26 protein-coding genes are annotated in these 19,832 nt (G+C 27.7%); 11 read left to right on the top strand and 15 right to left on the bottom strand.

Features of this window, described 5'->3' with window-relative positions; translation table 11 throughout:
- Position 1: 1 nt before the first annotated feature.
- From tatC to AC5LG6_RS10295, 3 genes are all read right to left on the bottom strand, one after another.
- On the bottom strand, positions 2-733 hold the full coding sequence (gene tatC / locus AC5LG6_RS10305) for a twin-arginine translocase subunit TatC (protein ID WP_066154442.1): 732 nt from the start codon (positions 731-733) through the stop codon (positions 2-4).
- A complete protein-coding gene (gene tatB / locus AC5LG6_RS10300; RefSeq protein ID WP_228280906.1) occupies positions 733-1,182 on the bottom strand; it encodes a Sec-independent protein translocase protein TatB in 450 nt (149 codons plus the stop codon). The genes tatC and tatB overlap by 1 nt, the downstream gene beginning before the upstream one ends.
- 66 nt (positions 1,183-1,248) lie before the next feature.
- Positions 1,249-2,268 (bottom strand): aldo/keto reductase, encoded by a 1,020-nt coding sequence (locus AC5LG6_RS10295; RefSeq protein WP_498586492.1) that lies wholly within the window; start codon positions 2,266-2,268, stop codon positions 1,249-1,251.
- 125 nt (positions 2,269-2,393) lie between these two features.
- Here AC5LG6_RS10295 and AC5LG6_RS10290 point away from each other — a divergent pair, with 125 nt between their 5' ends.
- The gene (locus tag AC5LG6_RS10290; protein WP_066166216.1) at positions 2,394-2,597 is read left to right on the top strand and encodes a malate dehydrogenase; all 204 of its coding nucleotides are present in this window, start codon (positions 2,394-2,396) and stop codon (positions 2,595-2,597) included.
- A gap of 27 nt (positions 2,598-2,624) precedes the next feature.
- Here the strand turns inward: AC5LG6_RS10290 and AC5LG6_RS10285 are convergent, their stop codons facing one another.
- The 3 genes from AC5LG6_RS10285 to recR are packed head-to-tail and all read right to left on the bottom strand — an operon-like array spanning position 2,625 to position 4,306.
- Positions 2,625-3,548: a dUTP diphosphatase gene (locus AC5LG6_RS10285; protein WP_066222829.1), complete on the bottom strand. Its 924-nt coding sequence runs from the start codon at positions 3,546-3,548 to the stop codon at positions 2,625-2,627.
- A gap of 1 nt (position 3,549) precedes the next feature.
- On the bottom strand, positions 3,550-3,732 hold the full coding sequence (locus AC5LG6_RS10280) for a uracil-DNA glycosylase (protein WP_066154426.1): 183 nt from the start codon (positions 3,730-3,732) through the stop codon (positions 3,550-3,552).
- Between the two features lies 1 nt (position 3,733).
- Entirely contained in the window at positions 3,734-4,306 is a 573-nt protein-coding gene (gene recR, locus AC5LG6_RS10275; RefSeq protein WP_066222826.1) for a recombination mediator RecR, read from the bottom strand.
- A gap of 90 nt (positions 4,307-4,396) precedes the next feature.
- Between recR and abc-f the strand changes: the two genes are divergently transcribed.
- From abc-f to AC5LG6_RS10250, 5 genes are all read left to right on the top strand, one after another.
- Positions 4,397-6,346 (top strand): ribosomal protection-like ABC-F family protein, encoded by a 1,950-nt coding sequence (gene abc-f / locus AC5LG6_RS10270; RefSeq protein WP_498586491.1) that lies wholly within the window; start codon positions 4,397-4,399, stop codon positions 6,344-6,346.
- A 51-nt stretch (positions 6,347-6,397) separates the two neighbouring features.
- On the top strand, positions 6,398-6,841 hold the full coding sequence (locus AC5LG6_RS10265) for a GatB/YqeY domain-containing protein (RefSeq protein WP_120986835.1): 444 nt from the start codon (positions 6,398-6,400) through the stop codon (positions 6,839-6,841).
- A gap of 28 nt (positions 6,842-6,869) precedes the next feature.
- On the top strand, positions 6,870-7,811 hold the full coding sequence (locus AC5LG6_RS10260) for a M23 family metallopeptidase (protein ID WP_498586490.1): 942 nt from the start codon (positions 6,870-6,872) through the stop codon (positions 7,809-7,811).
- A 14-nt stretch (positions 7,812-7,825) separates the two neighbouring features.
- Positions 7,826-8,146: a bactofilin family protein gene (locus AC5LG6_RS10255; RefSeq protein WP_498586489.1), complete on the top strand. Its 321-nt coding sequence runs from the start codon at positions 7,826-7,828 to the stop codon at positions 8,144-8,146.
- Positions 8,147-8,248: 102 nt separating this feature from the next.
- The gene (locus tag AC5LG6_RS10250) at positions 8,249-9,364 is read left to right on the top strand and encodes a GGDEF domain-containing protein (protein ID WP_260895323.1); all 1,116 of its coding nucleotides are present in this window, start codon (positions 8,249-8,251) and stop codon (positions 9,362-9,364) included.
- Between the two features lie 17 nt (positions 9,365-9,381).
- Here the strand turns inward: AC5LG6_RS10250 and AC5LG6_RS10245 are convergent, their stop codons facing one another.
- Genes AC5LG6_RS10245 through AC5LG6_RS10225 form a run of 5 tightly spaced genes read right to left on the bottom strand, consistent with a single transcriptional unit; the run spans position 9,382 to position 12,793 of the window.
- Entirely contained in the window at positions 9,382-9,588 is a 207-nt protein-coding gene (locus AC5LG6_RS10245; protein ID WP_066153547.1) for a tautomerase family protein, read from the bottom strand.
- Positions 9,589-9,630: 42 nt separating this feature from the next.
- Complete coding sequence (gene trpC / locus AC5LG6_RS10240) at positions 9,631-10,422, bottom strand: indole-3-glycerol phosphate synthase TrpC (protein WP_479798182.1); 792 nt, start codon at positions 10,420-10,422, stop codon at positions 9,631-9,633.
- Positions 10,400-11,725 carry a tetratricopeptide repeat protein gene (locus tag AC5LG6_RS10235; RefSeq protein ID WP_498586487.1) on the bottom strand — a complete coding sequence of 442 codons (1,326 nt, stop codon included), beginning with the start codon at positions 11,723-11,725 and terminating at the stop codon, positions 10,400-10,402. The genes trpC and AC5LG6_RS10235 overlap by 23 nt, the downstream gene beginning before the upstream one ends.
- On the bottom strand, positions 11,701-12,084 hold the full coding sequence (locus tag AC5LG6_RS10230; protein WP_498586486.1) for a YkgJ family cysteine cluster protein: 384 nt from the start codon (positions 12,082-12,084) through the stop codon (positions 11,701-11,703). Before AC5LG6_RS10230 ends, AC5LG6_RS10235 begins: the two co-directional genes overlap by 25 nt.
- Positions 12,077-12,793 carry a tRNA1(Val) (adenine(37)-N6)-methyltransferase gene (locus AC5LG6_RS10225; protein ID WP_498586484.1) on the bottom strand — a complete coding sequence of 239 codons (717 nt, stop codon included), beginning with the start codon at positions 12,791-12,793 and terminating at the stop codon, positions 12,077-12,079. The genes AC5LG6_RS10230 and AC5LG6_RS10225 overlap by 8 nt, the downstream gene beginning before the upstream one ends.
- A gap of 141 nt (positions 12,794-12,934) precedes the next feature.
- On the opposite strand from AC5LG6_RS10225, the gene AC5LG6_RS10220 reads away from it, so the two are divergent.
- From AC5LG6_RS10220 to AC5LG6_RS10205, 4 genes are read left to right on the top strand one after another with little or no spacing between them, the layout of a single operon-like run.
- Positions 12,935-13,264 carry a 4Fe-4S binding protein gene (locus AC5LG6_RS10220; RefSeq protein WP_066153566.1) on the top strand — a complete coding sequence of 110 codons (330 nt, stop codon included), beginning with the start codon at positions 12,935-12,937 and terminating at the stop codon, positions 13,262-13,264.
- A 2-nt stretch (positions 13,265-13,266) separates the two neighbouring features.
- Positions 13,267-14,397, top strand: coding sequence for a 2-oxoglutarate synthase subunit alpha (locus tag AC5LG6_RS10215; RefSeq protein ID WP_498586483.1), 1,131 nt, complete (start codon positions 13,267-13,269; stop codon positions 14,395-14,397).
- A 1-nt stretch (position 14,398) separates the two neighbouring features.
- Positions 14,399-15,232: a 2-oxoglutarate ferredoxin oxidoreductase subunit beta gene (locus AC5LG6_RS10210; RefSeq protein WP_066153572.1), complete on the top strand. Its 834-nt coding sequence runs from the start codon at positions 14,399-14,401 to the stop codon at positions 15,230-15,232.
- A gap of 9 nt (positions 15,233-15,241) precedes the next feature.
- Positions 15,242-15,808 carry a 2-oxoacid:acceptor oxidoreductase family protein gene (locus AC5LG6_RS10205; protein WP_066153575.1) on the top strand — a complete coding sequence of 189 codons (567 nt, stop codon included), beginning with the start codon at positions 15,242-15,244 and terminating at the stop codon, positions 15,806-15,808.
- A 27-nt stretch (positions 15,809-15,835) separates the two neighbouring features.
- Here AC5LG6_RS10205 and AC5LG6_RS10200 read toward each other — a convergent pair whose 3' ends face one another.
- Genes AC5LG6_RS10200 through rpe form a run of 3 tightly spaced genes read right to left on the bottom strand, consistent with a single transcriptional unit; the run spans position 15,836 to position 17,899 of the window.
- On the bottom strand, positions 15,836-16,660 hold the full coding sequence (locus AC5LG6_RS10200) for a 3'-5' exonuclease (protein ID WP_498586482.1): 825 nt from the start codon (positions 16,658-16,660) through the stop codon (positions 15,836-15,838).
- A complete protein-coding gene (locus AC5LG6_RS10195; protein WP_498586481.1) occupies positions 16,647-17,240 on the bottom strand; it encodes a phosphoribosylanthranilate isomerase in 594 nt (197 codons plus the stop codon). Before AC5LG6_RS10195 ends, AC5LG6_RS10200 begins: the two co-directional genes overlap by 14 nt.
- Positions 17,241-17,257: 17 nt before the next feature.
- A complete protein-coding gene (gene rpe / locus AC5LG6_RS10190; protein ID WP_260876459.1) occupies positions 17,258-17,899 on the bottom strand; it encodes a ribulose-phosphate 3-epimerase in 642 nt (213 codons plus the stop codon).
- 106 nt (positions 17,900-18,005) lie between these two features.
- Here rpe and AC5LG6_RS10185 point away from each other — a divergent pair, with 106 nt between their 5' ends.
- Complete coding sequence (locus AC5LG6_RS10185) at positions 18,006-19,010, top strand: phospholipase A (RefSeq protein ID WP_498586479.1); 1,005 nt, start codon at positions 18,006-18,008, stop codon at positions 19,008-19,010.
- A gap of 245 nt (positions 19,011-19,255) precedes the next feature.
- On the opposite strand, the gene AC5LG6_RS10180 is transcribed toward AC5LG6_RS10185, so the two are convergent.
- Positions 19,256-19,726: a hypothetical protein gene (locus AC5LG6_RS10180; protein WP_498586478.1), complete on the bottom strand. Its 471-nt coding sequence runs from the start codon at positions 19,724-19,726 to the stop codon at positions 19,256-19,258.
- Positions 19,727-19,832: the final 106 nt, after the last annotated feature.

Genomic DNA, 19,832 nt, shown 5'->3' with positions numbered 1-19,832 from the left:
ACTACTCTTCTTCCTCTTCTTCTTTTTGCGCTGGATTAAATACTTTTGCTATATAAATAGATACTCCATAAAGAATCAACAAAGGAGCAGCCATTAAAACTTGGCTAATAACATCTGGTGGAGTTAAAACTGCAGCAACAATAAAGATTAAAACAACAGCATATCTAAAAAAATCTTTAAGCATTTGATCATTTACAAGACCAATTTTTGCAAGGAAAAATGTAATAACAGGTAATTCAAATGCAATACCAAAACCAATCAAAAGTTTTGTAAAAAATCCAACATATTTTCCAATACTAGGTAAAACACTAACAACACTATTACCAAATGCGATTAAAAAATCAAATCCTACAGGAACAACTATATAATAAGCAAAAGATGCTCCTAGTAAAAACATTAAAGTTGCAAAAAATACAAAAGGAACAACAAGTTTTTTCTCATGGTCGTACAAACCAGGAGCCAAAAATAACCATAACTGCCAAAAAATTACAGGTAAAGAGATAATAAATCCTCCAAAAAATGCAACTTTCATAGCTGTAAAAAATGTCTCTTGAATTTCAACTGCTATCATAGAAGTTCCAGCTGGAAGAGCGTGTTTAACAGGAGCCATCATCCACTCTAAAATAGGTTCATAAAAAGAGAAACAAGCAAAAAACATAATAACTACAGTAATACTAGAAATAACCAATCTCTTTCTAAGATCTGCTATATGGGGTTTTAAATCATCAAACATTATTTAACTTCCTCACTATTTTTTAAAGAGAACTTTTCATCTTTACTTTTTTGAGCTTTATCTTCATTTACTTTTGCAAATTTTTCTTTAATTTTTTCAACCTCATTATCATTTTTTGAAGCTTCTAAATCATCTTTTAAAATATCATCTAGACCCAAATCAAACTTATTTTCAATACTTAAAGATGATTTTGTATCTTCAATTTGAGCTTTAAATTTATTTGCCTCTTCTTTTAATTCTGCTATATTTAGCTCATTATCCAAAGTTGTTTTTGCATCGCTTATCCCTTTTTTAATACTGTTAAACATTTTTGCTATTTTTACCATAGCATCTGGCAGTTTTTCGGGACCTAATGCGATAACTGCAACTATTGCGATTAGAAGAATTTCAGTTATTCCCATTCCAAACATTTTTTGCTCCATTTTTTTATAAGGTTGTGATTTTATCAAAATAGAACAAAGATAGTGATTAATCAAAAAATCTAAACTACTAAAAAAGTTCTAATTTATCTAAATTTAACCCATAGGGTATAAGATATCTTTTTGAATTATCTCAATTCTTTTTAATAACTCATTTGAAATTTTAAAATCAAAAGCTTTAAAAGAGTCATCAAGTTGCTCTATTTTTCTTGCCCCTACAATTGTAGAAGCTACAAAATCAAAATGCTTTGAATAAGAAATTGCTAAAGTAACAGGACTTACTTCATACTCTTTTGCAAGTTCTAAATATTTTTTAGTAGCCTCTAGAGTTCTTTCATTTACAAATCTATGTGCCATAGCTTGAACTCTTTTATTACTCTCTTTTAAATATGTTTCAAATCTTGAACCTTCTGGATAAAATCCACCACAATATTTTCCACTTAAAACTCCACCCGCCATTGGTGAATATGGTAATAAAGATATGTTTTCAAGCCTACAAACATTTGCTAACTCATCATGAAATCTTGGATTTAAAAGTGAGAAATTATTTTGAATAGACTCAAATCTAGCATATCCTTTATATTTACTTATTTCATTTGCTTTTGTAAGCCCATAAGCACTATCATTTGAAGTTCCTATATATCTTACTTTTCCCTCTTTTACGAGTGCATCAAAAGCTTTTAGACTCTCCTCTATTGGAACAATAGTATCTGGCCAATGCATTTGATAAAGATCTATATAATCTGTTTGAAGTCTTCTTAAACTATCTTCAATAGCTTTTTTTATATGAAAACTATCAATTGCTGTCAAACCATGTCTTACAGGTGGAACAAACCAACCTGAAGCAGCTCCTGCAATTTTTGTTGCTAGTATTACACTATCTCTTGGCTTTGTTTTAAGCCACTCTCCTACTATTTTTTCAGTATTTCCAATAGTCTCTTTTTTAGGACTAACAGGATATAGTTCTGCCGTATCAAAAAAATTTATTCCTCTATCATAAGCCTTATCCAATATCTTAAATGCTTCATCTTTTGATGTACTACTTCCAAAAGTCATAGTTCCCATACAAATAGAACTTACTCTAAGACCTGTTTTTCCAATATATCTATATTCCATTTTTAGCCTTTTATATCTAATTTTAAAGATTATACAAATCTCTTTCTTAAAAATATAAATAAAAAAAGAAATTTATTTTAATACTATTTTAGTAGAATTTAAAAAATATTTTTTAGGATTTAATTTTGATAAAAAAGAAAATAGTAGATTTAAAAGATAAAAATCTTGAATTTATACAAAAAGATGAAACAATAAAACTTCTAAGTTTTAATACTTTAAAAATGAGTTTAGAAATAGCTATTTTTAAAAATGATAAGTTTATAAAAAATAGCTCTATGGTATTTGCCCATCTTCCAAAAAGCTTAAAAGCAAAACTAAACCCTAAATAAAAGGAGATAAGTTTTACTTTTTATAAATTAATTTTGATTATATTTTAATTTTAATTGTTCATAAAGTTCATCAAAACTTACATCTTCTATTGTTTTAAGTAATTCAACCATCACAACATTATCTTCGCTTCCATTCCAAACTTTTTTATACGTTCCCTCTTTGTAGCCATTATCTTGTCTAAATTGATTTAAACAATTTTTACCAATATATAATTTTTGAAGCCAAGAAAAAGATAATCCAGCACTTTTACAAGCTCTAAAAAACTGCTCAATGAATCTCTCTATTCCACTAAAAGATGGCATATTTTTTGTCTCAATAGCAAGTGCTATATATGAAAGTTTTTCAGACTCTTTTATTATTAAATTTACATCAATATTTTGTGCTGCTTCATAAATACAGTGTGTATTTACTAAAGATACAGCTTTTGGAACATTTGTTTCTTGTAAAATATAACTCATTAAAAAGTGCCAAATATCTACAAGCTCAACATGAATATTATTCATATCAGGAGCTGAATTGATATTTTTCCAGTGCTTCCAAGGAGTTGAATCAATTAGCTCAGCTACTTCCATATGAATACATCTAAGCCAATTTATCTCTTTATTAAATTTATTTAGACCCAACTCCCAATTTTTACCATTTGTACTATCATTTAGCTGTTTTTGCAATAAAAACATCTCTTCAAGTTTTGAAGGGAAAGATGAAGCCTCTTCAAGTAAAGAAGCAAGAGGTAAACACTCCTCAACAATACTTTGTAAACTTAAACTTGATGGTAAAACCTCTTTATCACCTTTTAAAATATGTAAAAGTAATGATACAAAATATGGAATTTCATCTTTTGCTTCCCAAGTTAATACATCATTTGAGTCTAACTTTGCATATTTTATAAACTCATCAACTGAAGTAAATCCAACAACTTTTACAGCCTCTTTAAAATCTTTATATAACAAATCAACTCCTATTTTCAAATTTTTTTTCAACAAAAAGCTTACAATTTTCTCCACTACTATTTTTTACAACAATACTAGGAATTGCCTTTGACTTAAATCCATAAGCCTTACAACCATGAGGTTTCCCTGCTTCCCAAGTTACAAAATAGTTTGTACATTTTTGACAAATTATTTTTTTCTCCATCTTATATTCCTACTTGACTTTGAATAGCTTTCGATAAAGACATTAAATCTACATTTTCTAAACTAACTCCAGTAGGAACACCTTGAGCTATTTTTGTAAAACTTATATCAAAATCTTTTAATTTATCTTCAATATATAGTATAAAAGCATCATTTGCAATAGATGGAGTAATAGCAAATAAAATATTTTTTACCCCACTATTTTTTATATACTCTTGAAGCTTAATTATTAAATCAATTTCAAGCTCATCAATTACAAAATATCTTCCATCAAACTCTTTTGAATCTTCAATAATAAAAATATCTTTTGCACTTTGTACAATACACAATTTACTACTATCACGACTCTCATCTAAGCAATATTCGCAAATCTCATTTTCACTCATACTTTGACATCTTTTACATTTTTTAATACTTTTTAATGCATTTTCTATACTATGAGATAGTTTTATTCCACAATAGTTGTCATTCATTACAATGTGATAAGCAAGTCTTAAAGCCGATTTTTTTCCAATAGTTGGTAAAGATTCAAAAGCTTCTACTAGTTCATAAAATTTTTCTAACTCTCTATTCATTTTGGGATTATATTCTAATATTTATATTAAATTAATTAAAAGGTTTTTTGGATAAACTATATACTTTTAAATTTAAAAGGTTTTTTTATAATGGCACTAATCGACTTACAAAATATTTCCAAACAATACGATATTAAAGTTATTTTAAAAGATGCAAATTTCACTCTTCAAGCTGGGCAAAGAGTTGCAGTTATTGGTCAAAATGGACAAGGAAAATCAACGCTTTTCAAAATAATTATGAAAGCAGTTGAACCTGATAGCGGTGAAATAGCGATAGATAGAAGTATCAAAATAGAGATGCTAGACCAACAACCAAAATTCAAAGCAAATTTGAGTGTAAGAGATGCTATTGAAAATCAATTAGTTGAACTTAAAAGTGCAAAATTAGAGTATGAAAAAATTACAAATGAGCTAATGACAAATTATGAAGATGAAAATTTACTAAGAAGACAGAGTGATTTAGCATCTTTTATAGATTTTCATAATGCTTGGGATTTAGACAATATGATTGAGAGAGTTTTAATTGAATTTCAATTAAAACAGTATGAACACAAAGATGTAAATTTACTAAGCGGTGGAGAGCAACGTCGTGTGAGTTTAGCTGGTTTGATTTTAAAAAAACCAGATGTTTTACTTCTTGATGAGCCTACAAACCACCTTGATGTTTACATGGTTGAGTTTTTAGAAGAGTTACTATTAAAAAACAACTTTACCCTACTTTTTATATCTCACGATAGATATTTTATTGATAATATTGCTACAAATGTTGTTGAAGTTGATGGTGGAGAATTAAGAAGATTTAATGGTGGATACTCTTCATACTTAGAACAAAAAGCGCAAATTTTATCAAATTTACAAAAAGAGCATGAAAATCTTTTAAGACTTGTAAAACAAGAAGCTCACTGGATGCAACACGGTGTTACGGCAAGAAGAAAAAGAAACGAAAGAAGAAAAGCTGAATATTTTGATTTAAAACAAAAAGCAAAATCAAATCCAGCATATATTAAAAAAATGAGTATAGAGCTTCAAAGAGAGCAAAAATCTTTTAATAGTGAAGAGAAACAACAAAATAAGAAAAAAATGCTTTATGAGCTTGATAATATTTATAAATCTTTAGGTGAAAAGGATTTAATAAAAGATTTCACTGCTAGAATCTTACAAAAAGATACTATTGCTATTGTTGGTCCAAATGGAAGCGGAAAATCAACACTGCTTAAAATTTTTATGGAAAAAATGAAAATTGATAAAGGAAGCTTTAAAAAAGGTGATTTTCAAATAGGTTATTTTGATCAACAAAGAGATATGCTTGATGATGATAAAACTATTATGGAAATTTTCTGCCCAAATGGTGGAGATAGAGTTGTTTTAGATGATGGAAGAAATATGCATGTTTTTGGATATTTAAAAAATTTCCTATTTCCAAAAGAGTATTTAGATAAAAAAGTTGGTGTTTTAAGTGGTGGGGAGAAAAACAGAGTTGCACTTGCACTACTTTTTACAAAAAGAGTTGATTGTATGATTTTAGATGAGCCTACAAATGATTTAGATATTCCTACAATTAATATTTTAGAAGAGTACTTACAAAACTTTCAAGGTGCTTTAATATTTGTATCACATGATAGATATTTTGTAGATAAAATTGCAAAAAAACTTTTTGTATTTACTGGAAATGGTCATATTATGGAGAGTTTCCAACCATATAGTGAATATTTACAAATTGAAAAAGAGTTAAAAGAGCTGGATAATTTAGAAGTTGAATTAGAAAAAGAGAAAACATCTGTAAAAGTTGTAAATGAACCTAAAAAACAGACAAAATTATCATATAAAGATCAAAGAGAATATGATAGTTTACCAAATGAGTTTGAAGAGCTTGAAGCTAAAATAGAAGAGTTAAACAGCTGTTTAGCAGATCCAAAATGTTATGAAAAAATTGGAATTGTAGCACTTTCAAAAGAGCTTGAAGAGAAAAAAGCTATTTATGAAGAGAAAGTTGAGAGATTTTTAACTCTTGAAGAACTAGTTGAGAGTTTTAATTCTTAAAAAAGTATAATCGAGTTTCAAAAAATTTATATTTAAAAAAGGAGTTTAAAAATGAGCTTAAAAGAGAAATTAAACGAAGATTTAAAACAAGCAATGAGAGATAAAGAGGTTGTAAAAAGAGACTCTATACGAGCCATAAATACAATGATTAAACAAGTTGAAGTAGATGAAAGAAGAGTTTTAGATGATGCTGAAGTTATAAAACTAATTCAAAGAGGAATAAAACAAAGAGAAGAGGCAATTTCTCAATATAGAGCTGCTTCAAGAGATGATTTAGTTCAAAAAGAGCAAGAACAAGTTGATGTTTTTATGCTTTATCTTCCTAAACAATTAAGTGATGAAGAGCTTGAAAATGGAATGAAAGAGATAATAAGTGAAGTTGGAGCAACTAGCTTAAAAGATATGGGTAAAGTTATGGGAGTTGCTTCTAAAAAGTTTGCTGGTGTTGCCGATGGAAAAAGAATAAATGAGATGGTGAAAAAATTATTATCATAATACTATTACCTAAAGTTTAAGAGGATTAATGGATAAATATGAAAACAAATATATAACATTTACAATAAATGATGATAATGGTATAAAACAGATAAAACTAAGAAAAAAGCCTTTCTTTTATACTTTATATACATTTATTGGACTATTTTTTATATTTGTAGCAGCATTTATTTTTATAAATCTTTCGTTAATTCAAATGGATAATGATAGATTAGATATTGAACTTGAATTAGTAGAGTTTAAAAGAATAAACGAAGAGCTAAATAATTTAGTTAGTCAAACTCAACTAGAACTTCATGAAAAAAATGAAGAGATAAGTGAAGCTACTGATTATTTCAATAAAATGGAAAACATCATAGGAATTCCAACTGAAAATGAACTTCCACTAAAACAAAGAGTAGATATTGCAAGACTTAATACAGAAGAGAGAACAACACTTTTACAACTAATTCCTAGTGGTTCTCCTGTAGAAGATAGGGTTATAAATAGCTACTTTGGATATAGGCATCATCCTATTTTAAATAGGAAAGCTTTGCATATGGGGATTGATTTAAAAGCATCTGTTGGAACGCCTGTTTATGCAACAGCAGATGGTATTGTTGAGACTTCAAGTTTTGATAGATTTAATGGAAATTTAATAGCAATTCAACATATATATGGCTTCAAATCCTATTATGCCCACTTAAACAAAACTTTGGTAAAATCTGGCTCTTTTGTTAAAAAAGGGGATTTAATAGCATATTCAGGAAATACAGGGATAAGTAGCGGACCTCATTTACACTATGAAGTTCGTTTTTTATCAAGATCTCTTGATCCACTTACTTTTGTAATGTGGGACATGAAAAATTATACAGAAATTTTTGAAAAGGAAACAGAAATATCATGGGATTCTTTAATAACAGCAATCAGTCACATAAAAATACAAAATCCGACTCCACAACCACAATTATCACTGCAGGCACAAAAATAACGGGGAATATAAACTTGTCTTGTAATTTATATATTGATGGTTACTTTGAAGGAAATATAAACTCAGAACAAGAGATAAATATTGGAAAGAATGGAAAAATAAAAGGAGAGATAACTGCTTTAAGAGTTATTGTTCAAGGCTTAGCAGAAGGCTCAATAAATGCAACAAGAGTAGATATAAAACCAGATGGGAAAGTTACAGGCTCAATTGAATCAGAAGAATTTGTAATTGAAGCAAAAGGTATATTTGAAGGAAATAGTCTTGTAAAGACAAGTTTAAGCGAAAAATTAAAAGAGGAAAAAGAAGATTTTATTGAAAAAGAAGATATACAATAATAAAAAACATATAAAATTATCTTTTATACATTTTTAGTTATAATCACACTCATGCTGTTTGGTTTGCCACTCTTTTATTTTAGATAAATTAAAAAGGAAAATATGAAAAATTTTTTAAGTCAATTAAATGATATTGAATACAATGAAGCAATTTCAAATCAATTAGATACTCCTGAAAAACTAATACAGCTTCTGCTAAAAAGAGTTCATCCAAAAAATGTTGAAGTTATAATTGATATTTTAAAACAAGCTATTATTCCATCTATTAGCTCTGATTTAAACAATATTGCTGATGTTTTATTTGAACAACTTAAAAAAAATCCAAAAGATATTTTTGAAAAATCAGTACAGATACAAATAGAAAAATTAATATTTGAGAGATTTGAAAAAGATAAAAAATTAGTTATTCAAAAAACAGAAGATATATCAAAACTTGTTGTACTTATGGAAGAGTATTTCAATGAAGCTATTTTTAGTAGCGGAAATGGTTCTAAAAAAGTTTTAAATATAAAAGAGAAAATCCAAGCAATTAATCTAACAAATGGTGGAATCGAAGTTTTAAGCAAACTACAAAATGAACTTGTTGTTGCTGCTTCTTCTATTGAGCAAGAGATAAATAGTGTTACAAATAAACTAGAAAATGGAAAATCTAAAATAGAAGAGTTAGAAGAAAAAATAAATAGTTTAGAAAATGAATTAAATAAAACAAAACAAGAAAATAGAAAAGATTTTTTAACTCAAGTTCTTACAAGAAAAGCATTTAATGAAGAGATGGTAAAAGTTGAAAACTCTTACAGTAGATTAAAAACTCAATATGCAGTAATATTTTTTGATATAGACCATTTTAAAAAAGTAAATGATACTTATGGTCATGAGTGTGGAGATGTAATTCTTTCAACTTTTGGAAAAATTTTAGAGAAAAGTATTAGAGATATAGATTTAGTAGCAAGATATGGTGGAGAAGAGTTTATTGCTATTATACATTTTAATCTGGATAGAGAGCTATTAATGTTATTAAAAAGAATAAAATCAATAGTTACAGAAAATAGCTTTATTTATCAAGATAAAAAACTAAAAATCACTTTTAGCGCTGGAGTTACAATAAGAAATAAATATCCTACTTATGATATTGCTCTTCAAAAAGCAGACTCTTTATTATACAAAGCCAAAGATAGTGGGAGAAATAAAATTTTGTTAGATAATGGAATCGAGATTTAAAAGAGGTAGAAAAAAACCTACTTCTCTTTTCTTATTTTTGTAACTGATTTTCCACCAATAAAGTAGTTATCTGTACTAATCTCTTCTATTAAAACTATTGCATTTGAGCTAGAACGATTAAATATTTTACTAAAAAGTTCATTTATACCTTTTACTAACTCCTCTTTTTGCTCAACTGTTGCTCCGCCATCCTCATGCGTCATTTTTACATTTATTACTGGCATTTTTACTCCTTTTTTAAATTAAATTTAATAATATAAAATAGATTAATTTAGAGCATTTTTAAATTTTTTCAATTCCTCTTTTATATTTGGAACTCTCATAAAATGCTCTCCTATTAAAAAAGCATCAGCTCCAAGATTATGGAGTCTTTTTATAACTTCAATATCACTAACTCCAGATTCAGCAACAATTATTTTACCTTCAGGAATAAGTGGAATTAGCTCCTCACATAAATTCATATCCATCTCAAAAGTTTTTAAATTTCTATGGTTTATTCCTATAATATCTGCTTTACTTTTTAAAGCTTTAGTCAAATCCTCAAAATCGTGAATTTCAACTAAAACTTCTAAATTCAAACCTCTAGCATAACTATATAATTCATTTAACTCATCTTGACTCAGTGATTTTGCAATTAATAGTATAAAATCTGCTCCATATATCAAAGCCTCTGCAATTTGATATTTTGTAAGAATAAAATCTTTTCTTAAAAGTGGAATATTTGTAATATTTTTTATCTCTTTTAAATAATCTAAATTTCCTAAGAAAAAGTGTGGTTCTGTTAATATAGAAATTGCATTTGCACCAAAATCATTGTACTCTTTTGCTATTTGAAGATGATCAAAATCTTCTTTTATAACCCCTTTACTAGGACTTGCTTTTTTTACTTCAGCAATTATTCGAATAGGTTCATCGATTGAAGATTTTAAAAATTTCTTTACATCTTTTGTGGGGAAATTACCATCTGCTATTATATTTTCAAGTTCATCTAAAGATATTTTCTCTTCTCTTTTTTTTACATCTTCTAAAGTTTTATTATTTATTTTTTCTAGTATCATTCTCTTTACACTCCTTAATTTTTTCCCAATGCATCTTTATCTCTTCATCATTTAAACCTATTTCATCTACAATTAATTTCATATTTTTATATGCATCTTTACAATTTTTACTCTTATAATCGCCCCATGCTAGAGTATCTATAAAAGCAATATTTGTAGGATCTTGCTCCAATGCTTTTTTTACCAAAACCAAACCTTTTGGTATATCAATATCATAATCAATTAATAAATATGCCAAATAATTTTGATAAATAGGATTTGAAGATGTTTTTAAAGAGATATTAAATTTTTCAATAACACTTGCTAAAACACTATTTTTATCTTCTGCTAATTCAAACTCAATAATAGCTTGCTGTGCTAAATAATCAGGATTTGAACTATTTGTATATAATTTTTTGAGTAAATTATATGCTTTTTCTGGCTGTTTTGTTCGTTTATAAAGCTCTAAAAGAAAATCATCTTCAAGATTATTTCCTTCCAAAAACATTATAATATCATTTGCTTCAAAATTTTGAAACATTAAATTTGCTGTTTTATTTAATTGTAAAGCATCTTCACTATTTTTATAGTATAAAAACATCTCTTTTAGCAAAGATTGTATATTTTGCTTATCATTTAATTGATTATAAAAAGTCAAAAGTTGAAGTGCAATATTAAAATCATATTGGCTTTTTGGTAGATAATCTTTAAGATTTTCTACTGCATCTTTTTGTCGATTTAATTGGAAAAACTCTAAACTTGCCTTTGTCTGTATAAGTGAGCTTGAAACACCGTATTTTAGAGCTTTATTAAAACTATCATAAGCTTTTTGAAACTCCTCTTTTGATATATATATTGTTCCTAAAAGTTCATAGTTAATACTATTTTTATATAAATCTGCTAGAGTAACAGCATTTTTTAAAGCCAAATCAAACTCTTGAAGCTTTAAAAGAGCAAAACTATACAATCTTAAAAGTATCTCTTCTTCTTTAATATTTGGTATAAAATATTTTGAAATTTGTTCTTTTATCCCTTGATAATCTTGAAGTTGTGTAGCAATTGTTGCATAAGCAACCAAATATTCATATTTACTTGTATTTAAAAATAGTTTCAAGTATATCTCTTTTGCACTATCGTACATTCTTGAATTTTCCATCTCTAAAGCGTAAATTATGTAGTAATCTTCTAGTTGAAAACTTTTTTCTTCTACTTTTAAATACTTTCTATTCTCTTTTTCATTTTTAAACTCTGCATCTTTAATAGTGCAAGAGACAAAAAAACTTAGAACTACTGATATTATTAAATATTTTTTATAGCTGGGCACTCTTTATATACCTCTTTTTCATTATTTTTAAAATATTCCCAAAATGGAAAAGTCCTACACTGCGTTGGTCTATAATCATAAATAGAGCATTTTCTTTTTTCTAAATCAAAAAAACAACAAGCAAAACTATTATCTGCTAATTCTACCTCTTTTATGCTATATTTATACCCTACTTTAAAAAGATATTTTTCTCTAAAACTATCTAAAGTAAGTCCTAAATATTTTGATAAAGCTTCTATTTCAATAATATTTATCCAAATATATCCACTTTCACCTATGCAACAATTTCCAGCACAACTTTCACAAGCAGTAGGATTAAAAGAGAAATTGTATCCATTCTTTTTGATTAAATTACTCACAAAAAACCTTTATACTATGTGTTTGAGCCTCTTTATATATATTTTGTACAGTTTTCGTAAACTCATTGTTTTCATTAAAAACAATCAAAGGATTTAAAATTTTCACCAAAGATTTAGAATTTTTCTTAGCACAAATCATCACCAAAGTTGCATCTTTTGAATCATTTGGATGTACAAATTGTAAAGCTTCAAGGTTCAATTTAAACTCTTTTAAATATAAAATAATATCCGCTAACTGCTTACAATCATAACAGAAAAAAAATTTTCCATCATTTTTCAAAACTTGTGAAGATTTTTTTATAAAATCTCTTAAAGGCATATAATCATTGTATCTTGCAATTTTAATATTCTCTTTTTCACTTTTTATTACATCACTATGATAAAATGGTGGATTTGATATACAAATATCAAATTTTTTATCAAAATCAAGATCTAAAAATGAGCCTTTGTGCATTGTTGAAGATATTTTATTTATTTTTGCATTTTTTGTTGAAAAAAATTGAAAAATATCTTGAATCTCAACTTGATTTAGATTTGTTTTTCTGTATTTATTAAAAAATAAAAGACCTAAAATACCACTTCCACTTCCAATATCGAGAACTTCTCCACTTATATTTTTATATTTTTCTAAAGATTTACAAATAAAACTATGTAAAAAATGTGTATCACTATTGTAACAATAACCATTTTGAGGTTGATATAATACCAAAAAGCTTCCTTTTTTAAAATCTTTGGATTATATCTAAATTATTTATAGTTTTCTTTTAATAAAATAAGCTAAATTATAGTAATATTGTTTCCAAAATTATAAAATTTATAAATTTTTATTATATTTTAGTAAAGGAAAATTATGTCAAATGTTGAAGCTCCTTTAAATACACCTGTATGGGTAAATGAGAGTAGATGTAAAGCCTGTGATAGATGTGTATCTGTATGTCCAGCTGGAGTTCTTGGGATGAGACAAGATATTCACTCAACTTTAGGTTCTATGGCAACTGTTATTCATCCTGAAGCTTGTATTGGATGCAATGATTGTGAATTATCTTGCCCTGATTTTGCTATTTTTGTCGCTGATAAAAAAGAGTATAAATTTTCAAAATTAAGTGATGAAGCAAAGCAAAGACAAGAGAGAATTATAAAAAATAATTATAAAATATTAGATGAAGATAAAAAGGTTTGATTATGTCAAGAGAATTAATATCAACAGGAAATGAATTAGCAGCATTAGCAGCTATTGATTCAAAATGTGAGTTTTTTGGTGGCTATCCAATAACACCATCTAGTGAAATCATGCACGTATTATCATCAAAACTACCTGCAATTGGTGGAGTTTGTATGCAAATGGAAGATGAGATTTCTGGTATTTGTGCAAGTCTTGGTGCAGCTATGAGTGGAAAAAGAGCTATGACAGCATCAAGTGGACCTGGAATTTCACTAAAATCTGAGAATTTAGGATTAGGTTATATTGCAGAAGTTCCTCTTGTAGTTGTAAATGTAATGAGGGGAGGACCTTCAACTGGACTTCCTACAAGAGTTGCTCAAGGTGATATTTTACAAGCAAAAAATCCAACTCATGGTGATGTAAAATCTATCACTTTAATGCCTGGAAATTTAACTGAGTGCTATACAGAAGTAGTACGTGCTTTTAATCTAGCAGATAGATTTATGCAACCTGTTTTTGTGCTTTTAGATGAAACTATTGGGCATATGGCTGGAAAAGTTGTACTTCCACCTTTAAGTGAAATAGAAAAAAACAGAGTTTTTAGAAAAAGATTTGATGGAGATAAAAAAGAGTATCTTCCTTATGGTGCAAAAGATGATGAACCAGCTGTTTTAAATCCAATGTTTGAAGGTTATAGATACCATTTTACAGGACTTCATCATGGACCAACAGGTCATCCAACTGAAGATGCTGTTGTTTGTAGTGCTTTGATGAGTAGATTATTTAAAAAAGTTGAAAATCATACAGATGAACTTGAACTAAATGAAGAGTATATGATAGAGGATGCTGATATTTTAATTATTGCTTATGGTTCTGTTTCATTAGGAGCTAAAGAGGCTGTAAATCGTCTAAGAAAAGAGGGAATAAAAGCCGGAATGTTTAGTCCAAAAACTATTTGGCCAAGTCCTGAAAAAAGATTAAATGAACTTGTAAACAGATTTGAAAAAGTATTAGTTGCAGAGCTTAACATGGGACAATACACTCAAGAGATACAAAGAGTTAGTGGAAGAAAAGAGTTTGATACTCTTTTAAAAGCAAATGGAAGACCACTTTCTCCACTTGAAATAATAGAAAAAGTAAAAGGAATGTAATATGGCTTTTAACTACGATGAATATTTAAGAACAGATAAAATGCCAACACTTTGGTGTTGGGGATGTGGTGATGGAGTTATATTAAAAGCTTTAATAAGAGCAATTGATAAACTGGGTTGGAATATGGATGATGTTTGTGTAGTTTCAGGAATTGGTTGCTCTGGAAGATTTAGCTCATACATAAACTGCAATACTGTTCATACAACTCATGGAAGAACACTTCCTTATGCAACTGGAATAAAAATGGCGAATCCAAATAAAAAAGTTATAGTTGTAGGTGGAGATGGAGATGGTCTTGCAATTGGTGGAAATCATACAATTCATGCTGCTAGAAGAAATATTGATTTAACTTATATTTTAATAAATAACTTTATTTATGGACTTACGAACTCTCAAACAAGCCCTACTACTCCAAAAGGGATGTGGACAGCTACGATGGAAAGAGGAAATATTGATCCAACTTTTGACTCTTGCAAACTTGTAGAAGCAGCGGGTGCGAGTTTTGTTGCAAGAGAAACTATGATTGATCCAAAAAAACTTGAAAGAACTTTAGTTAAAGCTCTTGAGCATAAAGGGTTCTCATATTTAGAAGTATTCTCAAATTGCCATGTAAATTTAGGAAGAAAAAATAAAATGGCAAGTGCAACATCAAATTTAGAGTGGATTGACTCAATATCTTTGGCAAAAACAAAATTTGATATGCTAGAAGAGAGTGAAAAAATTGGTAAATATCCAACTGGAGTTTTAAAACAGGATGAAAATGCACTAGAATATTGTGAAGCTTATGAAAAAGTAAAAGAAGCACACAAAAATAAAACTATGGTAGAGCTTTAAGGAAATAATATGTCAAATAGAACTTTAATGAGATTTACAGGAGTTGGGGGACAAGGTGTTTTACTAGCAGGTGAAATTTTTGCTGCTGCAAAAATAAGTAATGGTGGATTTGGATTAAAAACAGCTACTTATACTTCACAGGTACGTGGTGGACCAACTGTTGTTGATATTACACTTCAAGATGAAGAGATTATCTATCCATACGCAAATGATGGAGAGATTGATTTTATGCTTTCTGTTGCTCAAATATCTTTTGATCTATTCAAAAATGGTGTAAAAGATGGTGCAACAATAGTTATTGAGCCAAACTTGGTACACCCTAGTGAAGAAGATAAAAAAAGATGGAATATTATTGAAATTCCAATTATTACAATTGCAAAAGATGAAGTAGGAAATGTTATTACTCAATCTATTTTAGCATTAGCAATAGCAAACTATTTCACAGGAGAAACTATTCCTAAAGAGGTTTTAAGAAGTACAATGCTCTCAAAAATTCCTCCAAAACTTCATGAACTTAACAACAAAGCTTATGATTTAGGTTATAAGTATGCAAAAGAAGCTGATAATAGAAAATAAAAGTTTAAACTAAGAAGTTTTTACTTCTTAGTTGTTTTCTTTAGGAATTTTTAAAATATTGTTGGATTTACTAAAAGCTATCAAATCTTCAGTATATTTTATCTTACTAAAATCTATATTTTCTAAACATCTTTCAAAAATAATCTCTGTTGATAGTGCATCAAAATATGCTCTATGATGATTTTGTACATCTATATTTAAAAGTTCTTTTAAAGTACTAAGACCATATTTTTGAGATTGTATGCATCTTTTTGATAAATCTATTGTACAAATTTTCCTATTTAAAAGTTTCCCTAAATTATACTTTTCAAAACTATCGGAGATAAAATTATAATCAAATTTTATATCATGAGCTACAAATACATCATCACCTAAAAACTCTTTAAACTCTTTTAGAACTTTCTCTAGTCTTGGTGCAGTTTGAAGCATATCTAGACTTATATTTGTAACTTCTTGAATATAAATAGGAATCTCTTTTGCAAAAACCAAAGAGTCAAATTTATCTAAGATTTGTCCATTTTTATACTTAACTGCTCCCAATTCTATAATTTGATGACCATTCTTTGGACTTCCACCATTTGTTTCAATATCAACAAAACAAAAAGTTTGTTCACATATTGGAGTTTTTGTGGTTCTAAGATATACAAAATCATCTTTTATATCTAAAGGAAACCCATTTATTAAAAGTAGCTCAAATTCTAGTTCACTATTTTCATAAAACTTATCACTTATATTTTCTAAAAGATCTAAAAATTCAGAAAATTCTATTGGCTCTTTTTTTAATCTTCTTACAATATCTAAAAAAGTCTGCTTTTGAGGTTTTAAAATATACTTTTTTTTAGGAGATTTCATTTGCAGCTTTCACAAAATCAAACATCTTTTGTTTATCTTTAACCCCTTTTTGCTTTTCAACTGCACTACTTACATCAACTCCAAAAAAATCAAAATTCTTTAACTCTTTTAAATTTTCAGAGCTTAATCCTCCAGCAAGTATAAATTTAGAACAGTTTATATCTTTAAACCAATCCAGTGCTAATCTTTTACCAGCTCCACCAAATTCATCTACAAATGCATCAACTAAATAGTAATCATCTTTTAAACTGTTTAAGTCTTCTTTACTTTTTACTCTTAAAACTTTTAAATGTTTAACTTCTAGTTTAAAAAAATCTACTATATTCTCATCATCAATAATTTGAGCTAGTTGCATTTTCGACTCTTTACAGGTTTTGTTTATAAAATCTGTTGTTTCGTTCACAAAAAGTCCAACAGTTTGTACAAAAGGTGGTAAATTTTCAACTATTTTTAAAGCAACAAGAGGTTCAATATATCTAGGAGATGGTTTATAAAACACAAATCCCAAGGCAGAAGCACCTGCATTTATGGCATTTAATGCATCTTCTAAATTTGTTATACCACAGATTTTTACTCTCATATTTTGAACTTCTTAATTTATACTTTTAAACTATCTATAGCTTTTTTATAATCACCACTTCCAAAAACAAAGCTTCCTGCAACAACAACATCAACTCCAGCATCTTTTAACTCTTTTATATTTTTATCACTAACTCCACCATCAACTTCAATTAAACAATTTGGATTTTTTTTATTTATAAGCTCTTTTAATTTTTTTGCTTTTTCAATCACGCTTGGAATAAATTTTTGCCCACCAAATCCTGGATTTACAGACATTAGTAAAACCATATCTAAATCTTCGAGTAAATACTCAATATCTTCTACTTTAGTATGAGGATTAAGTGTAATTGCAGGGCTTATACCCAAACTTCTTATTTTTTGAATAAGTCTATGTGGGTGTTTTTCACTCTCAATATGAAATGATAGATATTTTGGCTTTAATGGAGCAAATAGATCTACAAAGAAGTTGTTATTCTCAACCATTAAATGAATATCAAGTGGTTTAGAACTAGCTTTACTAACAGGTTCTACAACAACTGGACCAATAGTTAAATTTGGTACAAAGTGTCCATCCATAACATCTACATGAACTAAATCACAACCAGCTTCACAAATAGCCTTAATCTCTTGTTCCAAATTGCCAAAATCAGCTGATAGTATAGATGGAGCAACTAACATATTATTTACCTTTTTTATAAAAATTAGCCAAGATTATATCAATTTATCGCTTTTAGATAGTATAAATAAATTTTAGAGTAAAATTTGACTCATTATAAGGAATAATTTGGAAAAGAAACTATTTATACTATTTATATTTACTCTATCACTATGTTTTTCAGAAGATTTAAACTCTATTTATAAAAAAGCAAAAGAGCTAGAAGATAGTGGAGATTATAAATCTGCAATGCTTTTATATAAAAAAATAGCAAATGAGAGTTTAAAAAATCATTCTTTAGATAAAAGTGAAGATTTAGTAATCAAAGAGATTAAAAAAGAGCCAAAAAAAGAGTTTTTTGAACATAATATAGATAAATCTAAAGATAAAGATACAAATGATAATTTAGAGCAACTAGTTACAAAAGATTTTGGTATATATCCTTACAAAAAGAACTATTTTTTACCAGCAACATATACTTTTAACAATATTTCAAATAGAGATAATTTTGAAACTTCTTTTCAAATTAGTTTAGAAAAACCAATTTCTAATGATTTTTTTGGTTTAAACGAGACAATAAGTATTGCATATACTCAAAAATCATTTTGGCAAACTGCTTCTAGTTCTGCTCCATTTCGTGAAACAAACTATGAACCAGAAATTTTTATGCAAATTCCTAATGATGATAAATACTTAAAGCTTTATAAAACATCATTTTTACACACTTCAAATGGAAAAGGTGGCGATGATTCAAGATCTTTAAATAGATTATATTTACAAACATTTTTTCAATTTGATAATCTTTTTGTGTCTCCAAAAATTTGGTATAAAATCCCCCAAAATAGTAAAGATGATGATATGAAAGATTTTTATAAATATTATGGATATGGAGATATTTCATTTTTGTATGCTTATGGTAAACAAACTTTTGAACTACTTTTAAGAGATAATTTGAGATTAAATAGTTCAAACAAGGGGGCAGTTGAATTTAACTACACTTTTCCTCTTCCAGATTTTATATCTTCAAAAAATAGTTATGGTATTTTTCAAGTTTTCCATGGATATGGTCAAAGTTTGATAGATTATGATAGAGAAGTTACAAATATTGGTATTGGACTTACTTTTTCTAGATAAAACTTATTTTATACTTTCTTATGGCGAGAGAGTAGAGGAATCGAACCTCTCACGGCGTTTACACAAAAACCGTCAATCAGGGTTGAAGTTCAATATCATTTTTTTATAAAAGCATTATAAAATAGTACTTTGAAGCTTATCATTTATTTATTTTCACAACAAATTTCCCAACAGTTTAAAAAATATTTGGCACAATATGGCATATTTTTTTTAAAGTTTGAGTTATTTTATATTGTTCAAATATTCTAAAATTTAACTCCATACTTTCTATTCATTTCTAAATAATGTTCAACAGTACCCTTACCTAATCTAGTGTTATAATGTAATTTCCAATAAGCAGCTCTTTCTTCAATTGTTTTTGGAATTGGATCACCTTTTAACCAATAAAACAATCTTGCAAACAACAAAGCCAAATAACTGTTGTATCTTAAATCATTCCACTCAATCAAACCTATATCAACTCCAAGCTCTTTTAAAATTTTATCTCTTGACTTCATATTTCTTTTTAAAATATCTTTAAAAGGTAACTCATCAAATTGAGTTAATCCCATTCCAGCACCTATAGTCTTATCTTCAATTCTGCCAAGTCCAGTTTCAGTAACAGCAGTTTCAATTATCATATGCATAGCAGTTCCATGCATACCATGTCCTATACAATCACAGATTTTTTTAGCTTGTTTTACTATTGTTTCATCATCTACAAAACCATAATTCATATTTCACCCTCTTTTAGATTTTCCCGTGGGAAATTTTTATTAATTTGTTTTTCACAAAAAGCGTTATATCTATCAATTTGGTTTTCATAAAAAGTCATTGCACTTT

This window comes from Arcobacter thermotolerans (genome assembly GCF_983172305.1).
The sequence above is the reverse complement of the archived record's forward strand: the minus strand, read 5'-3'. Positions and strand labels throughout refer to the sequence as shown.